The 21,415-nt window shown below is 74.5% G+C and carries 20 protein-coding genes, 2 tRNA genes and 1 other RNA gene; 4 read left to right on the top strand and 19 right to left on the bottom strand.

The genetic code is table 11. The features are described from left to right. Positions 1 to 50: 50 nt before the first annotated feature. Positions 51 to 812: a VOC family protein gene (locus ACI79H_RS02950; RefSeq protein ID WP_456552873.1), complete on the bottom strand. Its 762-nt coding sequence runs from the start codon at positions 810 to 812 to the stop codon at positions 51 to 53. 78 nt (positions 813 to 890) lie between these two features. Next, positions 891 to 2,885, bottom strand: a complete 1,995-nt coding sequence (locus tag ACI79H_RS02955) for a TPM domain-containing protein (protein ID WP_456552874.1) — start codon at positions 2,883 to 2,885, stop codon at positions 891 to 893. A gap of 115 nt (positions 2,886 to 3,000) precedes the next feature. Here ACI79H_RS02955 and ACI79H_RS02960 point away from each other — a divergent pair, with 115 nt between their 5' ends. Further along, positions 3,001 to 3,378, top strand: a complete 378-nt coding sequence (locus tag ACI79H_RS02960; RefSeq protein WP_456552875.1) for a Rieske (2Fe-2S) protein — start codon at positions 3,001 to 3,003, stop codon at positions 3,376 to 3,378. Between the two features lie 13 nt (positions 3,379 to 3,391). Here the strand turns inward: ACI79H_RS02960 and ACI79H_RS02965 are convergent, their stop codons facing one another. The 13 genes from ACI79H_RS02965 to ACI79H_RS03025 all read right to left on the bottom strand — a co-directional run bounded on the left by ACI79H_RS02965 (position 3,392) and on the right by ACI79H_RS03025 (position 16,399). Continuing rightward, a complete protein-coding gene (locus tag ACI79H_RS02965) occupies positions 3,392 to 5,089 on the bottom strand; it encodes an ABC transporter ATP-binding protein (protein WP_456552876.1) in 1,698 nt (565 codons plus the stop codon). Further along, the gene (locus ACI79H_RS02970) at positions 5,086 to 6,153 is read right to left on the bottom strand and encodes an ABC transporter permease (RefSeq protein ID WP_456552877.1); all 1,068 of its coding nucleotides are present in this window, start codon (positions 6,151 to 6,153) and stop codon (positions 5,086 to 5,088) included. Before ACI79H_RS02970 ends, ACI79H_RS02965 begins: the two co-directional genes overlap by 4 nt. 1 nt (position 6,154) lies before the next feature. Further along, complete coding sequence (locus ACI79H_RS02975; RefSeq protein WP_456552878.1) at positions 6,155 to 7,255, bottom strand: ABC transporter permease; 1,101 nt, start codon at positions 7,253 to 7,255, stop codon at positions 6,155 to 6,157. Between the two features lie 102 nt (positions 7,256 to 7,357). Further along, the gene (locus ACI79H_RS02980; RefSeq protein WP_456552879.1) at positions 7,358 to 9,001 is read right to left on the bottom strand and encodes an ABC transporter substrate-binding protein; all 1,644 of its coding nucleotides are present in this window, start codon (positions 8,999 to 9,001) and stop codon (positions 7,358 to 7,360) included. A 190-nt stretch (positions 9,002 to 9,191) separates the two neighbouring features. Then, a complete protein-coding gene (locus ACI79H_RS02985) occupies positions 9,192 to 10,016 on the bottom strand; it encodes a MetQ/NlpA family ABC transporter substrate-binding protein (protein WP_456552880.1) in 825 nt (274 codons plus the stop codon). 44 nt (positions 10,017 to 10,060) lie between these two features. Then, positions 10,061 to 10,720: a methionine ABC transporter permease gene (locus ACI79H_RS02990; protein ID WP_456552881.1), complete on the bottom strand. Its 660-nt coding sequence runs from the start codon at positions 10,718 to 10,720 to the stop codon at positions 10,061 to 10,063. Continuing rightward, on the bottom strand, positions 10,717 to 11,814 hold the full coding sequence (locus tag ACI79H_RS02995) for a methionine ABC transporter ATP-binding protein (protein WP_456552882.1): 1,098 nt from the start codon (positions 11,812 to 11,814) through the stop codon (positions 10,717 to 10,719). Before ACI79H_RS02995 ends, ACI79H_RS02990 begins: the two co-directional genes overlap by 4 nt. A 222-nt stretch (positions 11,815 to 12,036) precedes the next feature. Next, a complete protein-coding gene (gene recR, locus ACI79H_RS03000) occupies positions 12,037 to 12,636 on the bottom strand; it encodes a recombination mediator RecR (RefSeq protein WP_456552883.1) in 600 nt (199 codons plus the stop codon). A 2-nt stretch (positions 12,637 to 12,638) separates the two neighbouring features. Continuing rightward, positions 12,639 to 12,986 (bottom strand): YbaB/EbfC family nucleoid-associated protein, encoded by a 348-nt coding sequence (locus ACI79H_RS03005; protein ID WP_456552884.1) that lies wholly within the window; start codon positions 12,984 to 12,986, stop codon positions 12,639 to 12,641. A 66-nt stretch (positions 12,987 to 13,052) separates the two neighbouring features. Continuing rightward, a complete protein-coding gene (locus ACI79H_RS03010) occupies positions 13,053 to 15,305 on the bottom strand; it encodes a DNA polymerase III subunit gamma and tau (protein ID WP_456552885.1) in 2,253 nt (750 codons plus the stop codon). A 70-nt stretch (positions 15,306 to 15,375) separates the two neighbouring features. Next, positions 15,376 to 16,044, bottom strand: a complete 669-nt coding sequence (locus tag ACI79H_RS03015; protein WP_456552886.1) for a YceI family protein — start codon at positions 16,042 to 16,044, stop codon at positions 15,376 to 15,378. A 92-nt stretch (positions 16,045 to 16,136) separates the two neighbouring features. Next, an RNA gene (gene ffs / locus ACI79H_RS03020) (signal recognition particle sRNA small type) lies at positions 16,137 to 16,232 on the bottom strand. Positions 16,233 to 16,314: 82 nt separating this feature from the next. Next, positions 16,315 to 16,399, bottom strand: a tRNA-Ser gene (locus ACI79H_RS03025). A gap of 157 nt (positions 16,400 to 16,556) precedes the next feature. Between ACI79H_RS03025 and ACI79H_RS03030 the strand changes: the two genes are divergently transcribed. Both ACI79H_RS03030 and ACI79H_RS03035 read left to right on the top strand, forming a co-directional pair. After that, positions 16,557 to 16,904 (top strand): hypothetical protein, encoded by a 348-nt coding sequence (locus ACI79H_RS03030; RefSeq protein WP_456552887.1) that lies wholly within the window; start codon positions 16,557 to 16,559, stop codon positions 16,902 to 16,904. Between the two features lie 14 nt (positions 16,905 to 16,918). Next, the gene (locus tag ACI79H_RS03035) at positions 16,919 to 18,538 is read left to right on the top strand and encodes a serine/threonine-protein kinase (RefSeq protein ID WP_456552888.1); all 1,620 of its coding nucleotides are present in this window, start codon (positions 16,919 to 16,921) and stop codon (positions 18,536 to 18,538) included. A gap of 52 nt (positions 18,539 to 18,590) precedes the next feature. Here the strand turns inward: ACI79H_RS03035 and ACI79H_RS03040 are convergent. From ACI79H_RS03040 to ACI79H_RS03055, 4 genes are all read right to left on the bottom strand, one after another. Beyond that, a tRNA-Ser gene (locus ACI79H_RS03040) sits at positions 18,591 to 18,675 on the bottom strand. A 10-nt stretch (positions 18,676 to 18,685) separates the two neighbouring features. After that, positions 18,686 to 19,147, bottom strand: coding sequence for a tRNA adenosine(34) deaminase TadA (gene tadA / locus ACI79H_RS03045; protein WP_456552889.1), 462 nt, complete (start codon positions 19,145 to 19,147; stop codon positions 18,686 to 18,688). 7 nt (positions 19,148 to 19,154) lie between these two features. Beyond that, a complete protein-coding gene (locus ACI79H_RS03050) occupies positions 19,155 to 19,811 on the bottom strand; it encodes an HAD-IA family hydrolase (protein ID WP_456552890.1) in 657 nt (218 codons plus the stop codon). Further along, on the bottom strand, positions 19,808 to 20,326 hold the full coding sequence (locus ACI79H_RS03055; RefSeq protein ID WP_456552891.1) for a tRNA adenosine deaminase-associated protein: 519 nt from the start codon (positions 20,324 to 20,326) through the stop codon (positions 19,808 to 19,810). The genes ACI79H_RS03050 and ACI79H_RS03055 overlap by 4 nt, the downstream gene beginning before the upstream one ends. Before the next feature lie 11 nt (positions 20,327 to 20,337). On the opposite strand from ACI79H_RS03055, the gene ACI79H_RS03060 reads away from it, so the two are divergent. After that, a complete protein-coding gene (locus ACI79H_RS03060; protein ID WP_456552892.1) occupies positions 20,338 to 21,378 on the top strand; it encodes a prephenate dehydrogenase in 1,041 nt (346 codons plus the stop codon). The last annotated feature ends 37 nt before the right edge of the window (positions 21,379 to 21,415 follow it).

A 21,415-nucleotide genomic window follows, 5' to 3' on the forward strand; every position in this document is an offset into this window, starting at 1 on the left:
CTGCTGACGGCTCCGGTGGCAACGGTGGCCACCGGAGCCGTTCCGCGGGCTCAGCCCTCGGCGCGGACCTCCATCACCGAGAACGGGGCTCCCCAGCGGTCCTCGACCACCGCGAACCGGCCGAACGGCGTGTCCTCGGCGGGGTGCAGGACCTTGCCGCCACCTGCCTCGACCGTGGCGACGGCCTCGTCCGTGGAGGACACCGCGAAGCAGACCGTCCAGCCGCGCGGCAGCCCCGGTTCCACCCCGCTGAGCCCACCGAGCGGCCCGCCGCCGGTACCGAAGGTGGCGTAGGGCTCCATGCCCTCGATCGGCTCCCACTCGAACCCGAACACCGCGGTGTAGAAGGCCCGGGCCGCCTCCGGGTCCTCGACGGCCGACTCGTTCCACACCAGCGAACCGGGCTCGTTGTACCGCTGGACGCCGGTGTGCTCGCCCGCCTGCCAGAGGCCGAACGCGTGCCCCTGCGCGTCGAGCGCGATGACCATCGTGCCCACCGGCCCGACCTCCATGGGCTCCACGACCACGGTCCCGCCGGCCTCGCGGATCCGGTCCGCCGTGGCCGCGGCGTCCTCGGTGGCGAAGTACGTCGTCCACGAGGGCAGGTCGCCCTCGCCCATCAGCGGCCCCATGCCGGCAACCTGGCGCTCGTCCTTCGCGGCGTTCAGGTAGCCGCCGTACTCCGGGTCGCCGCCGGTCCACGTCCAACCGAACAGGTCGCCGTAGAACGCCTTCGCGCCGTCGATGTCGGATGCGCCGTAGTCGATCCAGCAGGGGGTGCCGGCCGGCCAGGCGGTGTCTCGTTCTGGCATCTCGCTCCTCCTCCGTCTGCGGGGAGGAACACCGTCCCACCGGGGTCCGACAGTTCCCAGGAGTACGGGCGTGCTCGGTCAGAACCGACCGCCGCCCATCCCGCCGCCGCCTCCTCCGCGGCCGCCACCCCCACCGCCGAAGCCGCCGCCACCGCCGCCGAAGCCCCCACCGAAGCCGCCGCCGAACCCGCCGCGCCCGCCACCGGCGAGGATGCCGCCGAGCACGAGGCTGCCGAGGTCCACGCCACCGCGCCGGTAACCGGGCCCGTAGCCGGCGCCGAACCCGCCGGGGCCGCCGCCGTAGCCGCCGCCCCAGCCCTGCACGTCGTCCTGCGCCCGGTCCAGCGCCGACCGCGCCAGCGAGGTCGCCTGGTGCGCCTGCTGCAGCGCTGCCACCGGCTCGTCGCGCCCGCGACCGACGGCGGCGTCCAGGTGCCGCTGCGCCTCGGCCAGCCGGGTGCGGGCCTCGGGCCCGACGGCGCCGCGGCGGGTGGCGATGAAGTCGCGGGCCGCGGCGATCTCCGACTGCGCGGTCATGACCGCGGACTCCAGCGCCGCTGCCGCCCGGCGGGCCTGGGTCTGCGCGTCGCGGGCGACGGCCAGCGCCTGCTCCAGCGCGATGTCGGCCTCCTCCAGCTGCCGCAGCGCGGCCAGCGGATCGGGGCGGTCGCCGGCGAGCTGCTGGTCGGCGGCGGCCAGCGCCGCCTCGGCCCGGCCGATCTGCGGCCGGAGCCCGGCGCTGTCGCCCGACGCGACGAGCGCCCGCGCCTCGGCGAGGTCCTCCTCGGTCTCCGCCCGCACCGCCGCGACCCGCCCGCCGGCGGCGTCGAGGTCGGCACCGAGCCGCCCGACGGCGTCCAGCAGCGTGGCGGTCTGCGCCACCGCGTCCTCGGCCGCGCGGATGTCGCCGACGGCGGTGCCGGGCTCGGCGGACGCCAGCGCCGTCCGGGCTTCCTGCACCTCCTGCTCGGCTGCGGCCAGCCGGGCCCGCGCCTCGGTCACGTTCGCGGCGACCGGCGCGACCGCCGAGGCGGCGAAGCGCTGCTGGAGGCCGGCCAGCCGCTGCTCCTCCTGCGGGATGCGGGCGTGCAGCTCGGCGATCCGCGGCGCCAGCGCGTCGAGCACCTGCGGCGCGGTGTTCGCCAGGTCGCGCAGCCGGGCGAAGGACTCGGCTTGCTCGTCCAGCCGGGCTCCTGCGGCCTCCGTGAGGCCCAGCATCTCCGCCAGCATCCGCCGCGTGGTCGGCTCGTCCTCCGGGACGTCGTCGTCCAGCTGCTGGCGCAGCGTGAACGCGCGGGAGAGCTCGTCGCGCGACGCCGCCAGTGCCCGGTCGAACCCGGTCACCGCCTCCTCGCCGTACTGGGAGCGCGCGTAGTCCAGGTCCAGCTGCGAGGTCTTCACCGCCTCGTCCAGCTCCAGCAGGGCCGAGCTGGCACGGAACTGCAGCTGCTCGGTCGTCTCGCCCGCGTGGGGGTCGGGCTTCTCCAGCCGGGTGACCGGCGGCGGCGCGTCCTCCCGCTTCTTCCGGCGGTTGCGCATCACGAGGTACCCCCCGCCGCCGAGGACGGCGATCCCGCCCAGCAGCAGCAGCGCGTCGCCCCCGCCGGAGCCGTCCCCGGGGGCCTCACCGGTGCGCAGGATGTCGGCGTACGCGACGACACCCGCCTCCCAGTTGCCCTCCCGGAACTCCGGGACCATCGCCTGGTTGGCCAGCCGCTGGGCCTCGGACAGCGTGACGTCGGCGCCGTCGGGCACGTCGATCCCGAACTCGCCCGGGTCCACGGCGACGGCGAGCATCGCGTCCGCGCCGCCCAGCGCGGAGAGCTGCTGCGTCTCGCTCATCCACTGGTCGCTGGACAGCCCGCCGAAGTCGTCCACGAAGACGACGAACAGCTGGATGCCGTCCTCGGTCTGGAGCTCGTCCAGCGCCGTCTCGACCTCGGACTCGTCCCCGAGGACGCCGGCCTCGTCGACGATCCGGTCCTCGAGCCGGAACGGCTCCTCCGCCAGCGCGGGACCGGCGACGACGCCGAGCAGGGCGGACGCGCCCAGGACCACGAACAGCCGGCGCACGGCCACCTCCGGAGCGAGTCGGTACTGGTGATCGACCCTACCGACGCGCGAGGGGTCCGGCGCCCGCCCGACGGGTAGGGGGCGCGTACCGACCCCCCCGATCACTGGAGCGCCCGTGCCCGACCACGACCGGATCCCCGCCGCCGAGCTGCCCCCGGGCGCCGTCCGCCGCGCCGGCGACTGGGCGGTGGGCAACCGCGGGCCCGGGCCGGACGGCGAGGACCGCTTCTTCGCCGTCTCCCGCCGCTGCCGCCACCAGCTGGCAGACCTCTCCGGGGGCAGCGTGGACGCCGAGGGCTGCCTGGTCTGCCCGTGGCACCAGAGCCGCTACGACGTCCGCACCGGCGAGATGGTCGAGGGCCCGCGCGGCTTCCTCGGCTACCACGGGCCGACGCCGGGCTACACCCAGCTGGTCCGGCTGCTCGGCTCGGTGGTCCGGCTGCGGGTGCGCCGCGCCCGCCGGTCCGGCGAGGACGTCGTGCTGGAGGACTGAGGCTCGGGACGCGTCAGGCGCGCAGGCGCTCCCACTCCGCACGGCGGGTGGACTGCGCGTCCGGGTCGGGCACGGGGAGCGAGGCCAGGAGCCGCTGGGTGTAGGGGTGCTGCGGCGCCCCGAGCACCTGCTCGCCGGTGCCCTCCTCGACCAGCTCGCCCTTGTAGAGCACCGCGATCCGGTCGGCGAGCAGGTCGACGACGGCCAGGTCGTGGCTGATGAACAGGCAGGCGAAGCCCAACCGCCGCTGCAGCTCGTCGAACAGCTCGAGCACCCGGGCCTGCACCGAGACGTCCAACGCGGAGGTCGGCTCGTCGGCGATCAGCAGCTCCGGGTCCAGCGCCAGCGCCCGCGCGAGGCTGGCCCGCTGCCGCTGGCCGCCGGAGAGCTCGTGCGGGAAGCGGTCACCGAAGCTCCGGGGCAGCTGCACCGCCTCGAGCAGCTCGTCCACGCGCCCGCGGGCGTCGTGGCCGTCCTTCGCTCGCCGGTGCACCAGCAGCGGCTCGGCGACGGCGTCGGCGATGGTCAGCAGCGGGTTGAAGCTGGACGCCGGGTCCTGGAACACGAACCCGATGCGCTCGCGCAGCGGCCGGAACGCCCGCTCCCGGAGGCCGTTCATCTCGGTGCCGTGCACCTGCAGCGAGCCGCCGGTGACCTTGGTCAGCCCCGCGATGGCCCGGCCGATCGTGGTCTTGCCGCTGCCGCTCTCACCGACCAGCCCGAGCACCTCGCCCGGGCGGATGCTGAAGCTGACGCCGTCCACGGCGACGAAGTCCGGCTGCCGGAACCGGCCGGGGTAGACGATGCGCAGGTCGCGGGCCTCCACGACCGGGGTCGCCTGCTGCCAGCCGGCCGGGCGGGCAGCGGCGCGGTCGGCGGTGCGGGCGCGTCCCTCGCCCAGCCGGGGCACCGAGGCCAGCAGCTGCCGGGTGTAGCCGTCCTGCGGCGCGGAGAACAGCGTGCGGACGTCGGCGGACTCGACGATCCGGCCCTGGTACATGACCGCGACCCGGTCGGCGAGGTCGGCGACCACGCCCATGTTGTGGGTGATCAGTACGATCGCGGCGCCGAACTCGTCGCGGCACCGGCGCAGCAGGTCCAGGATCTCCGCCTGCACTGTGACGTCGAGCGCGGTGGTCGGCTCGTCGGCGATGATCACACCGGGGTCGAGCGCGAGCGCCTGGGCGATGACGATCCGCTGCTTCTGCCCGCCGGAGAACTGGTGCGGGTAGTGGTCGACGCGCGTCTCCGGGTCGGGGATGCCGACCCGGCGCAGGACGTCGATCGCCTTGGCCCGCGCCTCCTTCTTCCCGTACGAGCCGTGCGCCCGCAGCCCCTCGGCGATCTGCCAGCCGACCGGGTAGACCGGGTTGAGCGCGGTCGAGGGCTCCTGGAACACCATCGCGGCGTCCCGGCCGCGGACCTCGCCGAGCCGGCTGCGCGACAGCGTGACGACGTCGGACGTGCTGCCGCCGTCCTTGCTCGTCAGCAGCACCGCGCCGCGGGTGGTGGCGGTCTCCGGCAGCAGGCCCAGGATGGAGCGGGCGGTGACGGTCTTCCCGCTGCCGCTCTCCCCCACGATGGCCAGCACCTCGCCGGCGCGGACCTGCAGGCTGACGTGCCGCACGGCGGCGACGTCGCCGGAGTCGGTGGCGAAGCTGACCGACAGGTTCTCGATGCCGACGACGTCGCGCCCGGATGCCGTGGTCACAGGGGTCCCTTCCCGTCCAGGTCGTCGGTGTCCGCGGCCGGGCTGCCGGGGACGACGGAGGTCTCGGCGACGTCGGCCGGCGTGATCGGGCCCCGCCGGCGGGTGCGCAGCCGCGGGTCGGCCAGGTCGTTGAGGCTCTCGCCGACGAGCGTGAGCCCGAGGACAACCAGCACGATCGCCAGGCCCGGGAACAGCGAGGTCCACCAGATGCCGCTGGTGACGTCGGACAGCGACTTCTGCAGGTCGTAGCCCCACTCCGCGGCGGCCGTGGGCTCGATCCCGAAGCCGAGGAAGCCCAGGCCGGCCAGCGTGAGGATCGCCTCGGAGGCGTTCAGCGTGAGGATCAGCGGCAGCGTGCGGGTGGCGTTGCGGAAGATGTGCCGCGCCATGATCCGCCAGTGCGAGGCGCCGATGACCCGCGCGGACTCCACGTAGGCCTCGGCCTTGATCCGCACGGTCTCCGCCCGCACCACCCGCAGGTACTGCGGCACGAAGATGACCGTGATCGCGATCGACGCGGCCATGACGCCGCCCATCAGGCTGGACTCGCCGCCGTTGAGCACGATGCCGACGACGATGGCCAGCAGCAGGGACGGGAAGGCGTAGATCGCGTCGGCGACGACGACCAGGACCCGGTCCAGCCAGCCGCCGAAGTAGCCGGCGACCAGACCGAGCAGCACGCCGAGCACGATCGACATCAGGACGGCGGCGACGATGACGAACAGCGCCGTCCGGGTGCCCCAGATGACCCGGGACAGCACGTCGTACCCGCCGACGGTCGTCCCGAGCCAGTGCTCCGCCGAGGGCTCCTGCTGCGCGCCGAACGGACCCGTCGCGTCGCGCAGCTGGTTGAACTCGTAGGGCGCCAACAGCGGCGCGAAGACCGCCGTCAGCAGGAAGACGCCGGTCAGGACCAGCCCGGCGACGAGCATGCCGCGCTGCAGGCCGACGCTCTGCCGCAGCTGGCGGACCACCGGCAGGCCGCGCCAGCCGCGGGGCCGGCGGCCGGGCGCGGGGACGTCGGCGGCGACGCCCGACGCGGTGGTGGTGGAGGCGGTGGCCATCTCAGTACCTCACCCGGGGGTCGATCAGCGCGGCGATGACGTCGACGACGAAGTTGACCAGCGCCACGATGACCGCCGCCAGGACGACGATGCCCTGGACGGCGACGAAGTCACGGGCCTGCAGGTACTCGACCAGCTGGAAGCCCAGGCCCTTCCACTCGAAGGTGGTCTCGGTGAGCACCGCGCCGCCGAGCAGCAGGGCGATCTGCAGGCCGATGACCGTGACGATCGGGATGAGGGCCGGCCGGTAGGCGTGCTTGCGCAGCAGCCGCCGCTCGGCGACCCCGCGGGACCGGGCCGCCTCGACGTACCCGCTGCCAAGGGTGCCGATCACGTTCGTGCGCACCAGCCGGAGGAAGACCCCGGCGGTCAGCAGACCGAGCGCGATGGCCGGCAGGACGGCGTGCTCGAGGACGTCGGAGATCACCTCGCCGTCGCCGAGCCTCAGCGCGTCGATCAGGTAGATGCCGGTGCTGCCGTCCTGGGACTGCAGCTGGATCTCCGCACCCGTCGACGCGCGCCCCGCGACGGGCAGCCAGCCCAGGTTCACCGCGAACACGAGCTTGAGGAGCAGGCCCGCGAAGAAGACCGGGGTGGCGTAGCAGAGGATCGCGAAGATGCGCAGGACGGCGTCGGGCCAGCGGTCACGCAGGTAGGCGGCGAGGCGGCCGAGCGGGATGCCGACGACGAACGCCACGACCAGGGCGTAGAAGGCGAGCTCGAGGGTGGCGGCGCCGAAGGTGGTCAGCATGTCGCTGACCTCGCGGCCGTCGCTGATCGCCGTCCCGAAGTCGCCGCGGACGATCTGCCCCAGGTACTCCCAGTACTGGACGAGGACCGGCCGGTCGTACCCGGCCTCGGCGATCCGCCGGGCCAGCTCGTCGGCCGGCAGCCGGCCGCCCTGGGCGGCGGTGATCGGGTCGCCGGTGAGCCGCATGAGCACGAAGACCGTCGTCACCAGGATGAACACGGTCGGGAAGATCAGCAGGAAGCGGATCAGCAGGTAGCTGCCCAGCCCACCGCTGCGGCGCTGCCGGGCCGCGGTGGGCGCGGCCTCCGGAGCGGCGCCGGCCCCGGTGAGCTCGGTCGTGGTGGTGGTCATCTCTCCCACTCGTGGTCGGGCCCTCGCACGGCAGACCCCGGGTGATCCGCGCGCGGCGGGTCACCCGGGGCCGTGTCGACTGCAGTCTCCCAGCTGGTGGGATCAGCCCTTGCTGAGGGCTCCGTAGCGGAACTTGAAGGACGCGTCGAGCGTGTCCTCCGTGCCCTCGACGCCGGAACCGACGACGGCGACCTGAGCACCCTGCAGGTAGGGCAGCGTGGACAGGTCGTCAGCGACGAGGTCCTGGATCTGCTCGATCATGCCCTGCCGCTCGGCCGGGTCGGCCGTGCTGGCCTGGGCCAGGATCATGTCGTTCACCTGCTGGTTCTCGTAGTGGTTGCTGAGGAAGTTCTCCGTGAGGAAGAACGGCGTCAGGTAGTTGTCCGCGTCCGAGTAGTCCGGGAACCAACCCAGCTGGTAGGCCGGGTAGGCGTCGGCGGTGCGCTGCTCGGAGTACTGCGTCCACTCGGTGGTCTGCAGGTTGACGGTGAACAGGCCGTCGGCCTCGAGCTGGTCCTTGATCAGCGCGTACTCGTCGGCCGAGGACGGGCCGTAGTGGTCGTTCGAGTACTGCAGGTTCAGCTCGACCGGGGTGGTCACGCCGGCGGCGTCCAGGCGCGCCTTGGCCGCGGCGGCGTCCGGGCCACCGGAGCCGTCGCCGTACTTCTCGCGGAGCGGCTCGACCGCGCCGGTCAGACCCTCGGGGACGTGGGAGTACAGCGGGGTGTAGGTGCCCTTGTAGACCTGCTCGGCGATCTCCTCGCGGTCGAGCAGGTCGGCCGCGGCCTGCCGGACGGCCTGCGCCTTGGCCGGGTCGGCCTCGGACGTGGTCGTGCCGAACGGCTGGGTGTTGAAGTTGAACGTGATGTAGCGGATCTCGCCGCCGGGGCCGTCGACGACCTGGACCCCGTCGTTGCCGCGCAGGTCCTCGATGTCCGTGGCGGTCAGGCTGCGCCACGCGACGTCGATGTTCCCCTCCTGGATGTCCAGCTTCAGGTTCGAGGCCTCGGCGTAGTACTTGACGTTGACCTGCTCGGTCTTCGCCGCGCCCAGCACACCCTGGTAGTCGGGGTAGGCCTCGTAGGAGATCAGGTTGTTCTGGTCGTAGTTCGTGATGACGTACTGGCCGTGGAAGGCCTCGCCGTCGACGATCTCCTGGTCCGGGGTGACCTCGTCGGGCGAGAAGACGTCCTCGTCCACGATCGGGCCGGCCGGGCTGGACAGGATCTGCGGGAAGACCTGGTCGTTCTCGCTCTTCAGGTTGAACACGACCGTGGTCTCGTCCGGCGTCTCGACGCTGTCGAGGTTGTACAGCAGCGACGACGGGCCGTTCTCGTCGGCGATCGCCAGCTGGCGGTCGAACGTGAACTTGACGTCGGAGCTGGTCAGGTCGTTGCCGTTGGCCCACTTCAGGTCCGGCTTGAGGGTGACCGTGTACTGAGTGGGGGAGGTGAACTCCGCCGACTCCGCGATGTCGGGCTCGACGTCGGGGCTGCCGTACGGGGTGTTCAGCAGGAAGGGGAACACCTGGTTCATGACCGCGAACGAGCCGTTGTCGTACGAACCGGCCGGGTCGAGGAAGGTGATCTTGTCCGTCGTGCCGATGGTCAGCGCGCCGCCACCGCCGCCGCCGCCGGACCCGCCGCCGTCACCGTCGTCGCCACCGCAGGCGCTCAGCAGCAGGGCCGTCACCGCGACGCCCGCCGTGGCGACCACGCGCCGCCGGCTGCTCGATCCGGAGATCATCCGTCACCTCGTCTTCGTCGAACAGCGGTCCGCGGCTGCGTTCACGCAGCCGCGGACCGCCGGAGTTCAGTGGATGAAGCAGATCTAACACCCGGTACCCGCCGCAATGAATCCTGCGAGAACACCGTTATCGCGTCGTGACTGCGGCCCGACCGTGCGGACGCCGCAAACGCTGCTCCCGTGCCGCGGGTCAGAACGCCGGGAGCACGGCCCCCGAGTAGGTGTCCTCGATGAACTGCCGGACCTCGTCGGAGTGCAGCAGCTCCTCCAGCTGCTGGATCCGCTCGTCGTCCTCGTCACCGCTGCGGACCACGACGAGGTTGGCGTTGGGGTTGCCCTCGGCCTCCTCGAGCACGAGGGCGTCCTCGGCCGGGTTGAGGTCGGCGTCGATGGCGTAGTTGCCGTTGATCACCGCGGCGTCGACGTCGGCCAGCGAGCGGGGCAGCTGCGCGGCCTCCACCTCCTGGATCTCCAGGTCCTTCGGGTTGACCTGGATGTCCAGCGCGGTGGGCGCGGCGTCGCCGGTGTCGGCCAGCGTGAGCAGGTCGTTGGCCTCGAGCAGCCGCAGCGCACGGGCGGCGTTGGTCGGGTCGTTCGGGATCGCCACCGTCGCGCCGTCGGGCAGGTCGGCGACGTCGGTCAGCGTCTCGGAGTAGAGGCCCAGAGGCTCGATGTGCACCGGCTCGAGAGCGGTGAAGTCGTAGCCGGCGTTGGTCTCCTGCTCCTCCAGGTAGGGCACCGTCTGGAAGTAGTTGGCGTCCAGGGAGCCGTCGTCGAGGGCGACGTTGGGCTGCACGTAGTCGGTGAACTCGACGATCTCGAGCTCCAGGCCGGCGTCGTCGGCCAGCTCCTCGTCGATGAAGCGCAGGATCTCGGCGTGCGGCACCGGCGAGGCGCCCACGCGCAACGGCTCGTCCGAACCGGACAGCTCGGCGTCGCCACCTCCGCACGCGGTCAGGCCGAGCAGCGCGGCGGCCGCGACGGCGGCGAGGGCGGTCCTACGGGGGCGGTGCATGGCGGTTCTCCTCGTGCGGTGGGGGGGGGGGGTGGTGCGGGTGGTCAGACGTGCGCGAGCCGGCGGGCCCAGCGGTCGCCGGCCCACTGCAGCAGTTGGACGACGACCAGCAGCAGGACGACGGTGATCACGGTGATGTCGGTGCGGAACTGCTGGTAGCCGTAGCGGATCGCGAAGTCGCCCAGGCCACCGCCGCCGATGGCGCCGGCCATGGCGGAGTAGCTGATCAGCGCCACGACCGTCACGGTCACGCCGGCGACCAGCGACGGGAGCGCCTCGGGCAGCAGCACCGTGCGGACGACGTCGCGCCGGCGGGCGCCCATGGACAGCGTCGCCTCGACCTTGCCGGGGCTCACCTCGCGCAGGCTGGTCTCCACGAGCCGGGCGAGGAACGGGACGGCGCCGATGGTGAGCGGCACGATCGTCGCGGTCGAGCCGATGGTGGTGCCGACGATGCCGCGGGTCACCGGGGCGACCAGCACCAGCAGGATGATGAAGGGCAGCGAGCGGCCGAGGTTGACCACCAGGCCGAGCACCCGGTGCACCACCGGCCGCGGGGAGAGCGCGCCGGGCGCGGTGATGGTGAGCAGCACGCCGAGCGGCACCCCGATCAGCACGGTGAGCACCGTGGAGACGCCGACCATGTAGAGGGTGTCCCAGGTGGCCTCGGCCAGCTGGGGTGCGATCCGGGACCAGTCGTTCACCGCTGCACGTCCGGGGAGTCGAGGAGGCGGGCGAAGGCCGGCGCGTCGCTGCCGGCGTCGGGCGCGGGCTCCGGCTCGGTGAGGTCCACCGGCACCGGCTCGTCGCCGGGCAGCGCGCGCTCGACCAGCGAGCCGCCGGCGCGGAGCCGCTGCAGCGCGGCGTCCAGCCGGCCGTCGTCGCCGGTGACGGAGAGCAGCAGCCGGCCGAAGCGCCGGCCGGCCACGGTCTCCACCGAGCCGCCGACGACCTCCACGTCCAGCCCCAGCTCGCCGGCCAGCGTGCGCAGCACCCGGCCCTCCGGGGCGCTCCCGGTGACCGTGACCCGCACCAGGTCACCGGAGGCGCCGGCCACCGCGGGCGCGGGCAGCAGCTGCGCGGCCAGGGCGGAGTGCGGCCTGGTGAGCACCTCGGCGAGCGGGCCGCCGTCGACGACCCGCCCCCGGTCGAGCAGCACGGCGCTGTCGCAGACCGCGCGCACGACGGCCATCTCGTGCGTGATGAGCAGGACGGTCAGGCCGAGCTCGGCGCGCACCTGGCGCAGCAGGTCGAGCACGCCGGCGGTGCTGGCGGGGTCCAGCGCGCTGGTCGCCTCGTCGCAGAGCAGCACCTTGGGCCGCGCGGCCAGGGCGCGGGCGATCGCGACGCGCTGCTTCTGCCCGCCGGACAGCTGCGCCGGCCGGGAGGCGTGCCGGTCGCCGAGCCCGACGAGGTCGAGCAGGTCGGCCACCCGCGCGCGGCGTTCGGCCCGGCCGACGCCGGCCAGCTCCAGCGGGTGCTCCACGTTGCCTGCCGCGGTGCGCGAGTCGAGCAGGTTGAAGTGCTGGAACACCATGCCGACGGTGCGGCGGGCCTGCCGGACGCCGTCGTCGTCGAGGTCGGTCAGCACCTGCCCGTCGACGGCGACCCGCCCCGAGGTGGGCCGCTCGAGCAGGTTGACCAGCCGGGCGAGGGTGCTCTTGCCCGAGCCGCTCGGGCCGACGACGCCGGCGAACTCGCCGTCGGCGACCGACAGCGTGACGCCGTCGACGGCGGTCACCTCGGCCGCCCCGCGGCGGGCGGGGAAGACCTTGCGGACGTCGGTCAGTTCGATCACGGGGGCCTCGGCAGGGGCTCGGCGGTGCGGCACGGGACGGGCGCCGGTGCGGGGGGTACCCCGGGCGGGCGCGGAGAGTCCGGAGCTAGAGCCGGCTGGCCGTGCGCATGAGGTCGATGGCGCGCCGACGCGTCAGCACACCGCCACCCAGCACCGGTCGATCATCCCCTGCCCCGGGTCCGGGAGGCCACGCGCACGAGCAGATGTGACAAGTCTCAACTACTACGCGGTGATGCGGCGGCGGCCCTCGAAGGCCCGGCCGAGGGTGACCTCGTCGGCGTACTCGAGGTCGCCACCCACCGGCAGCCCGCTGGCCAGCCGGCTCACGGTCAACCCCATCGGCCCGACCAGCCGGGCCAGGTAGGCCGCGGTCGCCTCGCCCTCGAGGTTGGGGTCGGTGGCGATGATCAGCTCGGTGACCGTGCCGTTCATCAGCCGGGTCATCAGCTCCTTGACCCGCAGGTCGTCGGGGCCGACGCCGTCGATCGGGCTGATCGCGCCGCCCAGCACGTGGTACCGGCCGCGGAACTCCCGGGTGCGCTCGATGGCGACGACGTCCTTGGGCTCCTCGACGACGCAGAGCACGTCCTCGGAGCGGCGCGGATCGCGGCAGATCCGGCACTGCTCGGCCTCGGCGACGTTGTAGCAGGTCACGCAGAAGCGAACCTCGGCCTGCACCCGGTTCAGCGCGGCGACCAGCCGGCCGACGTCGGCGGACTCCGACGCCAGCAGGTGGAACGCGATCCGCTGCGCGCTCTTCGGCCCGACGCCGGGGAGGCGGCCGAGCTCGTCGATGAGGTCCTGGACGGCACCCTCGTACACGGTCAGAAGCCCGGTAGGCCCAGGCCGCCCCCGGGGCCGCCGAGCCCGCCGGCCAGCGGGCCCATCGTGTCGGCGGCCAGCTGGTCCACGGCGCGCTTGGCGTCGCGGACGGCGGCGACGACGAGGTCCTGCAACGTCTCCAGGTCCTCCGGGTCGACGGCGGCCGGTGCGATGGTGAGCGCGGTCAGCTCGCCGCTGCCGGTCATCGTCGCCGAGACCAGCCCGCCGCCGGCGGTGCCGGTGACCTCGCGCGTGGCGAGCTCCTCCTGCGCGGCGACGAGCTGCTGCTGCATCTGCTGCGCCTGCTTCATCAGCTGGCTCAGGTCGGGCTGGCCACCTCCGGGGAACATGCCCCGAGAGTAGGCCGCGGGTACGACCGCCACCGGCCGGCCGCGCACGCGCGGGACGGGTGGGGCTCAGCCGTCGATGGGTTGCGCACCGAGCTGCGCCTTGAGCAGCTGCAGCGCGGCCTGCTCCGGGTCGACGGCGGGCTCCCGCTCGGCCTCGGGCCGGGAGGCCTCGGCGGCGCGCTCGGCCATCAGCTCGCGGGCCTCGGCCGCCTCCGCGGCGCGGGCCGCCTCGCGGGCGTCCTCCCGGCTCACCGTCGGGCCGGGCACCGAGGCGCCCTCGACGACGACCTGGACCCGCCAGCGCACACCGAGCAGCTCCTGCAGCGACGTGCGGATGACGTCCTTGTTCAGGTCGTCGCCCAGCATCTTGGCCAGCGCCGGCGAGGTCGCGGCCAGCGTGAGGACGTCGCCGGCCAGGTCGTGCACCTGCGCGCTCTTGAGCAGCGCCTCGGTGGTCCGCTTGTGCCCGCGGACCACCTTGAGCAGCTCGGGCCACACGCGGCGGACGTCGCTGGTGTTGAGCGTGTCCGCGGCCTCCGGCGGGTTGGCCGAGACGACCGGCGACGGCTCCCCGCCCCGCGGGACGGGCGAGGACTCGGCCGCCGGGCGGGGCTCGGCCGGCGGCCGCGGCTCCTCCACCCGGGCGGCGGCGGCGCGCTGGGCCGCCGGCTGCGCCGGGTGCGGCCAGTCCTCGTCGTCGGTGGGCTCGGGAGGCAGCGGGATGTCCGGCTCGCCGGTGGCCACCCGCAGGTCCCGGGTCGGCGGCGTCGGCGGCGCGGCGGGCGCGCTCGGCGGGGTGGGCGCGGGCGCGCTCGCCGCGGCCGCACCGGACCGGGAGCCGGAACCGGGCCGCACGGTCTCCGGCCAGTCGTCCGCGGCCGGAGCGGCGGCCGCCGGCGCGGCCGGCACGGGCGCCGGTGCGGGCGCGGTCCTCCGCTGGGAGGGACGGACGTACTCCTTGGCCGCGGCCGCCGCCGGGGAGGGGGCGGCCGCGGACGGCGCGGCCGGGGTCTCGTCGGCCCGCGCCGGGCGGGCCGGCTCGGGCGCGGCGGTCCGGGCCGGCTCGCGGTCGGGGGCCTGCTCACGCACCGGCGCCGGCCGGGCCTCGGCGGCACGGGCGGGCTCGGCGGCCTGCGGCCGGCCGGCGTGCTCGCCGGCGATCGACATCCGCCGCTCGAGGCGCTCGAGCCGCTGCAGCGTGGCCACGGCCGAGCCGTCGGTGCCCGGCAGCATCATGCGGGCGCAGACGAGCTCGAGCAGCAGCCGGGGCGCCGTCGTCCCCCGCATCTCGGTCAGGCCTTCGTGCACGGTGTCGGCCATCCGCGACAGGGTGGCCGAGCCCAGGGCCTGCGCCTGCTGGCTCATCAGGTCCAGCCGGTCGGTCGGCGAGTCGAGCAGGCCGTTGCCCCCGGCGTCGGGCACCGCGTCGAGCACGATCAGGTCGCGCAGCCGGTCGAGCAGGTCCGTGGCGAAGCGCCGCGGGTCGTGCCCGGCCTCGACCACGCGGTCGACGGCGCGGAACACCCCCGCCGCGTCGTGCGCGGCCAGCGCGTCGATCGTCTCGTCGAGCAGCGCGTCGTCGGTGACCCCCAACAGGCCCACCGCGCTCCGGTAGGTGACGCCCTCGGGCCCGGCACCGGCGAGCAGCTGGTCGAGGATCGACAGCGAGTCGCGGACCGAGCCGCCACCGGCGCGCACGACGAGCGGGAACACCGTCGGCTCGACGGCGACGCCCTCGGCCTGGCAGGTCTTCTCCAGCAGCCCGCGCAGCGTCGTCGGCGGGACGAGCCGGAACGGGTAGTGGTGGGTGCGCGAGCGGATGGTGGGCAGGACCTTGTCCGGCTCCGTCGTCGCGAAGACGAAGACCAGGAACTCCGGCGGCTCCTCGACCACCTTGAGCAGGGCGTTGAAGCCCTGCGTGGTCACCATGTGCGCCTCGTCGACGATGTAGACCTTGTAGCGGCTGCTGACCGGCGCGAAGAACGCCCGCTCGCGCAGGTCGCGGGCGTCGTCGACACCACCGTGGCTGGCCGCGTCGATCTCGATGACGTCGAGCGAGCCGGGACCGTCGGGGGCGAGCGCCACGCAGGACTCGCAGACCCCGCACGGCGTGGACGTCGGGCCCTGCGCGCAGTTCAGCGAGCGGGCCAGGATCCGCGCCGAGGAGGTCTTGCCGCAGCCGCGCGGGCCGCTGAAGAGGTAGGCGTGGTTGATCCGGCCGCCGTCCACGGCGTTCACCAGCGGGGCGGTCACGTGCTCCTGGCCCACCACCTCGGCGAAGGTCGCCGGGCGGTACTTCCGGTACAGAGCCAGGGCCACGGGGCGAGGTTACCCAGCCCCTCCGACGCTCCGGGCACGTCGCCGGGTGCTGCGGAGGTCGGCGCGGGCGTCAGCGGGTCAGGCGCAGCAGGAACTCGACGGCGCCCGTGTCCTCGACGCGGACGAAGCCCAGGTTCGGCGGGTCGACGCCGTGGTCGGCGAAGGTCACCGGGACCGATCCCGAGACGTCGACCCCCTCCGGCGTGCGGACGGCGGAGAGCTCGGCCGTCACCTCGCGCGTCGTCCCCTTGACCGTCAGCTCACCGGTCACCGGGATGGTCACCGGCGTCCCGGTGAGCTCGGGCAGGTCGACCGGCCCGGTGACGGCGAAGGTGGCGGTGGGGAACTGCCCGACGTCCATGACGTTGTCGCGGAAGTAGCCGTCGCGGCGCCCGTTGTCGGTGGCCACGCTGGCGATGTCGACGACGACCTCGGCGGACGCGAGCGCCCCGCTCTCGTCGACCACGACGGAGCCGCTGACCTGGTCGGTGGTGCCGGCGACGGTGTTGTCGACGCCGTTGAGCACCTCGTCGACGCGGTACCCGGCGCTCGAGCCGGGCGCGACCGTCCAGGTGCCCGCGGTCTCCGCCGAGAGCTGCGCATCCTCGGGCTGCGCCTGCACCGTCGGGGCGGGCGGCGCGTCCTCGTCCAGCGCCGCGTAGATCAGCGGCCCGGCCACGAGGGCCAGCACGACGAGGGCGAGGCCGCCCCCGAGGATCCACCAGGTGCGCCGGCGCATGGCCACTCCTCTGCTTGACGGTTCATGCATCGAAGCGCACGAACCTGTCAGGAGGCTGTGAAGCAGGTCACGCGTCCGCGGCGACCGGGGAAGAAGAGGACCCCCCGCGCACCCGCCAGAGCCCGCTTATCCTTGCTGCCTTCCGGCCCTGGGGAGGTTCACAGGGTGACGCCGCACGAGGGGTCGGGCTCCACTGTAGAGCACCGCGCCGCGCGACCCGGGACGAGGCGGGCCCGCCGCGTCCGGGTGGACGGGGCGGGCCCGGTGCTGCGGAGGATGGGAGATTCGAACTCCCGAGGGGTTGCCCCCAACCCGCTTTCCAAGCGAGCGCCATAGGCCACTAGGCGAATCCTCCACGTGCGGACCCGATGCTACCGGGCGCCCTCGGCGCTCCGGGCACGGCTCTCGGTGACGTGCGCCGGGTCGAGGTGGTTGAGTGCCCCGACCCGCGGGCATGCCCGTGCGGATACGTAGCCGACGCGCCCGCGGGGCGACCGGAGGAGGAGGCGGACATGGCCGAGGACACGCAGGTGCGGCCGGACGTGGTCGAAGCGATCGTCGGCGTCCTCAAGGGCGGGGACGCCGCGGCGCTGCCCGAGGGCGCCACCGATGCGGAGAAGGCGGCCGCCAAGGACTCCTACCTGTCGGACTTCGTGGCCGACCGCGCCAAGCGGGACCGCCAGTCCCAGGCCTGGGAGCTGCTGGTCACCCGCAGCTACGACGAGCCCCCCACGTGGGCGCAGATCTTCGACGACCTCGACCCCGCGGTGCACACCGAGCTCGGCGAGCTCTTCGACGCCCTGCCCGAAGGCGCGCGGGAGGAGTACGTGCGCCGGTACGGGGAGCCCTCGGGCGCCTGACCCGCCGGCCTCCTGTGTCCCGACCCCTCACCGATCCCGGACGCCTGGTCGCCGGGCGCTACCGGTTGCAGTCGCAGATCGGCGGCGGCGGCATGGGCGCCGTCTGGTTGGCGCGCGACGAGCTCCTCGGCCGGCAGGTCGCGGTCAAGCAGGTCCTCGTCTCGGCGACCGACGAGACGCTCGCCGAGCAGCAGCGCCAGCGCGCCCTGCGCGAGGGCCGCATCGCCGCGCGGCTGAGCCACCCGCACGCCATCTCGGTCTACGACGTCGCGCAGGAGGGCGGGACGCCGTGGCTGGTGATGGAGTACCTGCCCTCGCGCAGCCTGGCCGAGGTGGTGACCGCCGACGGGCTGCTGCGGGTGGACCAGGTGGCCCAGATCGGCGCGCAGGTGGCCGACGCCCTGGCCGCCACGCACGCCGCCGGCATCGTGCACCGGGACGTGAAGCCCGCGAACGTGCTGATCGGCCGGGGTGAGCGGATCGAGGGCCTGGTCAAGATCACCGACTTCGGCATCTCGCACGCCCACGGCGACGTCACGCTGACCCAGACCGGGCAGATCACCGGGACGCCGGCCTTCCTGGCCCCCGAGGTCGCCCAGGGCGCCGAGATGGGCGAGGCGAGCGACGTCTTCTCCCTCGGCGCGACGCTCTACACCTGCCTCGAGGGACAGCCGCCCTTCGGCATGGAGGAGAACGCGCTGGCGATGCTGCACAAGGTGGCCGGCGGGGCCGTCGTGCCGCCGCAGCGGGCCGGCTCGCTCACCGCGCCCCTGATGCGGATGCTGTCGGCCGACCCGGCCGACCGGCCGACGATGGTCCAGGTCCGCGACGAGCTGGCGAAGCTGGCCGCGGGCCGCAGCGGTGACACCACCACCGTGCTGCTGGCCCGGACCGACCTGCGCTCGCCGTCGAACACCGCGGTGCTGCCCGCGGACCCCCCGCCGCGGGCGGCCGCACCGGTGCCGCCGGTGGCCGCAGCCGCACCCTCCCCCGCTCCCCCGGTCCGGCCCCCGGCGTCGACGACGCCACCGCCGCGGGTGGTGCCCGCGCCACGGCGGTCCGGCCGGAAGCGCGGGGCGTGGCTGGCCGCCGCGCTCGTCCTCGTGGCGCTCGCCGCGCTGGTCGGCTTCTGGGCGCTCGGCCGGGACGACCCCGACGGCAGCAGCGCCGAGGCCGAGGCGTCCGACGCACCGACGTCGTCGGCGCCGCCGTCGACGGACCCGCCGGCCGACGACACCACGGCTGACCAGCCGAGCGATACCGGCACGGGCACCGGCAGCGGGCCGACGACGCCCCGGCCGACGCCCCCGCCCGAGGAGGTCACGGCCCCGGCCGACGACCCGGTCAGCGCGGTGAACGCCTTCTTCGCGCTCGTCCCCGGCGACCTCGCCGCGGCACACCAGCTCACCAGCCCCTCGTTCCAGGCGGAGTTCCCGCTGAGCCGCTTCTCGGGCTTCTGGGACGACTTCACCGACGTCCGGGTGAGCAACGTCCGGGCCCAGGGCGACGACCGCGCCACCGCCGACATCACCTACGTGCGCCCCGACGGCACCACCGAGACCGAGTCGCACGAGCTGCGGTTCGAGACCGGCGAGGACGGCCGGCTGCTGCTCGACCGGGACGAGGCGCGGTAGCCCGCGAACGACGACGGCGGCGCCCCCGGGAGGGGACGCCGCCGTCGATCTGCGGTGGCGGTGGGATTTGAACCCACGGAGGCTTGCACCTCACACGCTTTCGAGGCGTGCTCCTTCGGCCGCTCGGACACGCCACCGCCGAAGAGACTACAGGCCCCGCTGAGCGCGGAAGAACGCACGTAGCAGCGTGGCCGACTCCTCGGCCCGGACGCCCGCCGTGACCTCGGGGCGGTGGTTGAGCCGCCGGTCCCGGACGACGTCCCACAGCGAGCCCGCCGCCCCGGCCTTCGGGTCGTCGGCGCCGTAGACCACCCGGTCGACCCGCGAGAGCACGCTCGCACCGGCGCACATCGTGCACGGCTCGAGGGTGACCACCAGCGTGCAGCCGGTCAGCCGCCAGCCGTCCCCGTGCACCTCCGCGGCCGACCGCAGCGCCAGCACCTCGGCGTGCGCGGTGGGGTCGCCGCGCTTCTCCCGCTCGTTGGCCGCCTCGGCGAGCACCGCGCCGTCCGGCCCGAGGACGACGGCGCCGATCGGGGTGTCGCCCCACTCCTGCGCCGCGGCCGCGAGCTCCAGCGCCCGGCCCATCGCGGCGTCGACGTCGGTCACGACGTGCTCACGGCGCGGCGTCGCCCAGCGGGAAGCCGACCAGCGCCTCCAGCTCCGCGATCGCGACGGCCGGGTCGACCACCTTGATCGTCGAGAAGCCCAGCGCCCGTGCCGGCTTGAGGTTGATGCCCAGGTCGTCGAGGTAGGCGCAGTCGGTCGCCTCGATGCGCCGGCCGACGGCCCCGGACAACCGCTCCAGCGCGCGCCGGTAGATCTCCGGCTCGGGCTTGCGCACGCCCTCGACCGACGACTCCACGATGACGTCGAACAGATCGAGGACGTCGTCCATCCGGCCGCCGCGCTCCATCGGGGAGACGTTGTTCGACACCATCCCCAGCGGCAGGCCGGCCGCCTTGAGCCGGCGGATGGCCTCGACCATGGCCGGCCGCACCTCACCCCGCAGCGCCTCGAGCACCCGGCCGGCGTCCAGCCGGTGGCCGAGCGCCGCGGCCTCGGCCTCGAACGCGGCCGAGAAGCCGGCGACGTCGAGCTCGTTGCGCTCGAAGCGCGCCCACGCGTTGGTGTCGGGGTCGGTCGAGTTCAGCTGCCGGATGAGGCCGTCGGGCACGCCGATCTCGCGCTCGTAGGCGGCGAACGCGGTCATCGGGCTCTCGGTGATCACCCCGCCGAGGTCGAAGACGACCGCCGTCACGGTGCCGCTCATGCGGTCACCGCCGCGGCGAGCTCGTCGGCGAACCCGAGGCGGGCGGCGATCCGCTGCACCATCTCGTCGGCCCACAGGTCGTCGGCTGTCACGATCGTCCTCAGCTCCTCGGCGGGCAGGCCGTCGTCGGCGAAGACGTCCATGTCCCCACCCGGCCAGCCGCTCTCGTCGTCGTCGAAGGCGCCGTCGGTGTCGACGCCGATCCCGTACCGCTCCACCACCTCGGCGGCGAGCACCCATTCGAGCATCGTCGCGTCGGAGATCAGCGCCCGGACCATGCCGCCGGGCCCGTGCCGCAGCACCAGGAAGTACAGCCGGGAGTCGACCACCACGACGAACGGGGGCGGCCAGGCGCTCGCGTCGAACCGGCCGAGCGCCCGTTCGAGCACCGGCAGCTCGTCACCGGCGTCGCCCGCCAGCAGCTCCACCCGCCACCGCGCGCCCGCCCGCGACACCCGCACCGCGAAGCTGGCCGGCCCGTCGGGTGTCGCGGATTCGTGCGGCTCGGGGGTCATAGCCTCTGATCATGGCCGATGCCGAGAACGCCGGGTCCCCCGCTGCCGGTGCGACGCCGTCGTTCCCGGTGCCGACCCTGCCCGCGCCGCCTGTCGCCGTCGTCGGGCTGGGGCAGCTCGGCGGCTCGCTGGCCGCGGCGCTGGTCGCTGCCGGGCGGCCGGTCGCGGGCTGGGACGTCGACCCCGCCGCCCGCGAGGCCGCCGCGGCGCGCGGCGTCACGATCACCCGGGAGCTGGAGGGCGTCGTCGTCCTGGCCGTCCCGCTGCCGGCGATGGCGACGGCGCTGGACGGGCTGACCGTCGCCCCCGACGCGACGGTCACCGACCTCGGGTCGGTCAAGGTCCCCGTCCTGCGCGCGCTCGCGCCGGCGCTGGGCACGCGGTTCGTCGGCGGGCACCCGATGGCCGGGACCGAGCGGTCGGGGCACGCCGCCACCGACCCGTCGCTGTTCGCCGGGGCCCGCTGGGCGCTCTGCCTGGAGCCGGACACCGAGCTGCCGCGCTGGCTGCGGGTCGCGGAGGTCGCGCTCGCAGCCGGCGCCGAGGTCGTCCCCGTCACGGCCGCCGAGCACGACGACGCCGTCGCGGCGATCAGCCACGTGCCGCACCTGCTCGCCGCCGCCCTCGCCGCGGCCGCCGCGGAGGCCGGGCCGCTCGCGCTCGCGCTGGCCGCCGGCAGCTTCCGCTCGGGCACGCGGGTCATCGGCAGCGACCCGGCCTTCGTCACGGCGATGGTCGAGGGCAACGCCGGGCCGACCGGCGCGGCGCTGGACCGGGTGCGCGCGCAGCTGGAGCGCCCGTGGCCCGACCTGGTCGCCGCTGGGCACGCCGCCGTCGGCCGGGAGGACGCCCGGCGCACCGTCCGGGTTCCCCTGGAGCGGGCCGCACTGCTGGCGCTGGGCCGGTCCGGCGGCGCGGTCACCCGGCGGCTGGCGGCGTTCGTCGAGGGCTGGGTGCCGACGCCCGGCGACAGCTCCGGGAGCATCGCAGCGAGGGACGAGCGAGGAGCGGACCGGGGCGCGGAGCCGGGCCGAACGGCACAGCCGGGCTGACCGTTTCGTGCCGCCGCGTGCGGGCACCGCTCGGGGC

It is taken from the genome of Blastococcus sp. SYSU D01042, from assembly GCF_054050515.1.

What these genes read in the sequence shown, in the direction of transcription:
- ACI79H_RS02950 (WP_456552873.1), bottom strand. Translation starts at nt 812, where the DNA reads ATGCCAGAACGAGACACCGCCTGGCCGGCCGGCACCCCCTGCTGGATC.
- ACI79H_RS02970 (WP_456552877.1), bottom strand. Translation starts at nt 6,153, where the DNA reads ATGGCCACCGCCTCCACCACCACCGCGTCGGGCGTCGCCGCCGACGTC.
- ACI79H_RS02975 (WP_456552878.1), bottom strand. Translation starts at nt 7,255, where the DNA reads ATGACCACCACCACGACCGAGCTCACCGGGGCCGGCGCCGCTCCGGAG.
- ACI79H_RS02980 (WP_456552879.1), bottom strand. Translation starts at nt 9,001, where the DNA reads ATGATCTCCGGATCGAGCAGCCGGCGGCGCGTGGTCGCCACGGCGGGC.
- ACI79H_RS02985 (WP_456552880.1), bottom strand. Translation starts at nt 10,016, where the DNA reads ATGCACCGCCCCCGTAGGACCGCCCTCGCCGCCGTCGCGGCCGCCGCG.
- ACI79H_RS03005 (WP_456552884.1), bottom strand. Translation starts at nt 12,986, where the DNA reads ATGTTCCCCGGAGGTGGCCAGCCCGACCTGAGCCAGCTGATGAAGCAG.
- ACI79H_RS03015 (WP_456552886.1), bottom strand. Translation starts at nt 16,044, where the DNA reads ATGCGCCGGCGCACCTGGTGGATCCTCGGGGGCGGCCTCGCCCTCGTC.
- ACI79H_RS03030 (WP_456552887.1), top strand. Translation starts at nt 16,557, where the DNA reads ATGGCCGAGGACACGCAGGTGCGGCCGGACGTGGTCGAAGCGATCGTC.
- ACI79H_RS03050 (WP_456552890.1), bottom strand. Translation starts at nt 19,811, where the DNA reads ATGAGCGGCACCGTGACGGCGGTCGTCTTCGACCTCGGCGGGGTGATC.
- ACI79H_RS03055 (WP_456552891.1), bottom strand. Translation starts at nt 20,326, where the DNA reads ATGACCCCCGAGCCGCACGAATCCGCGACACCCGACGGGCCGGCCAGC.
- ACI79H_RS03060 (WP_456552892.1), top strand. Translation starts at nt 20,338, where the DNA reads ATGGCCGATGCCGAGAACGCCGGGTCCCCCGCTGCCGGTGCGACGCCG.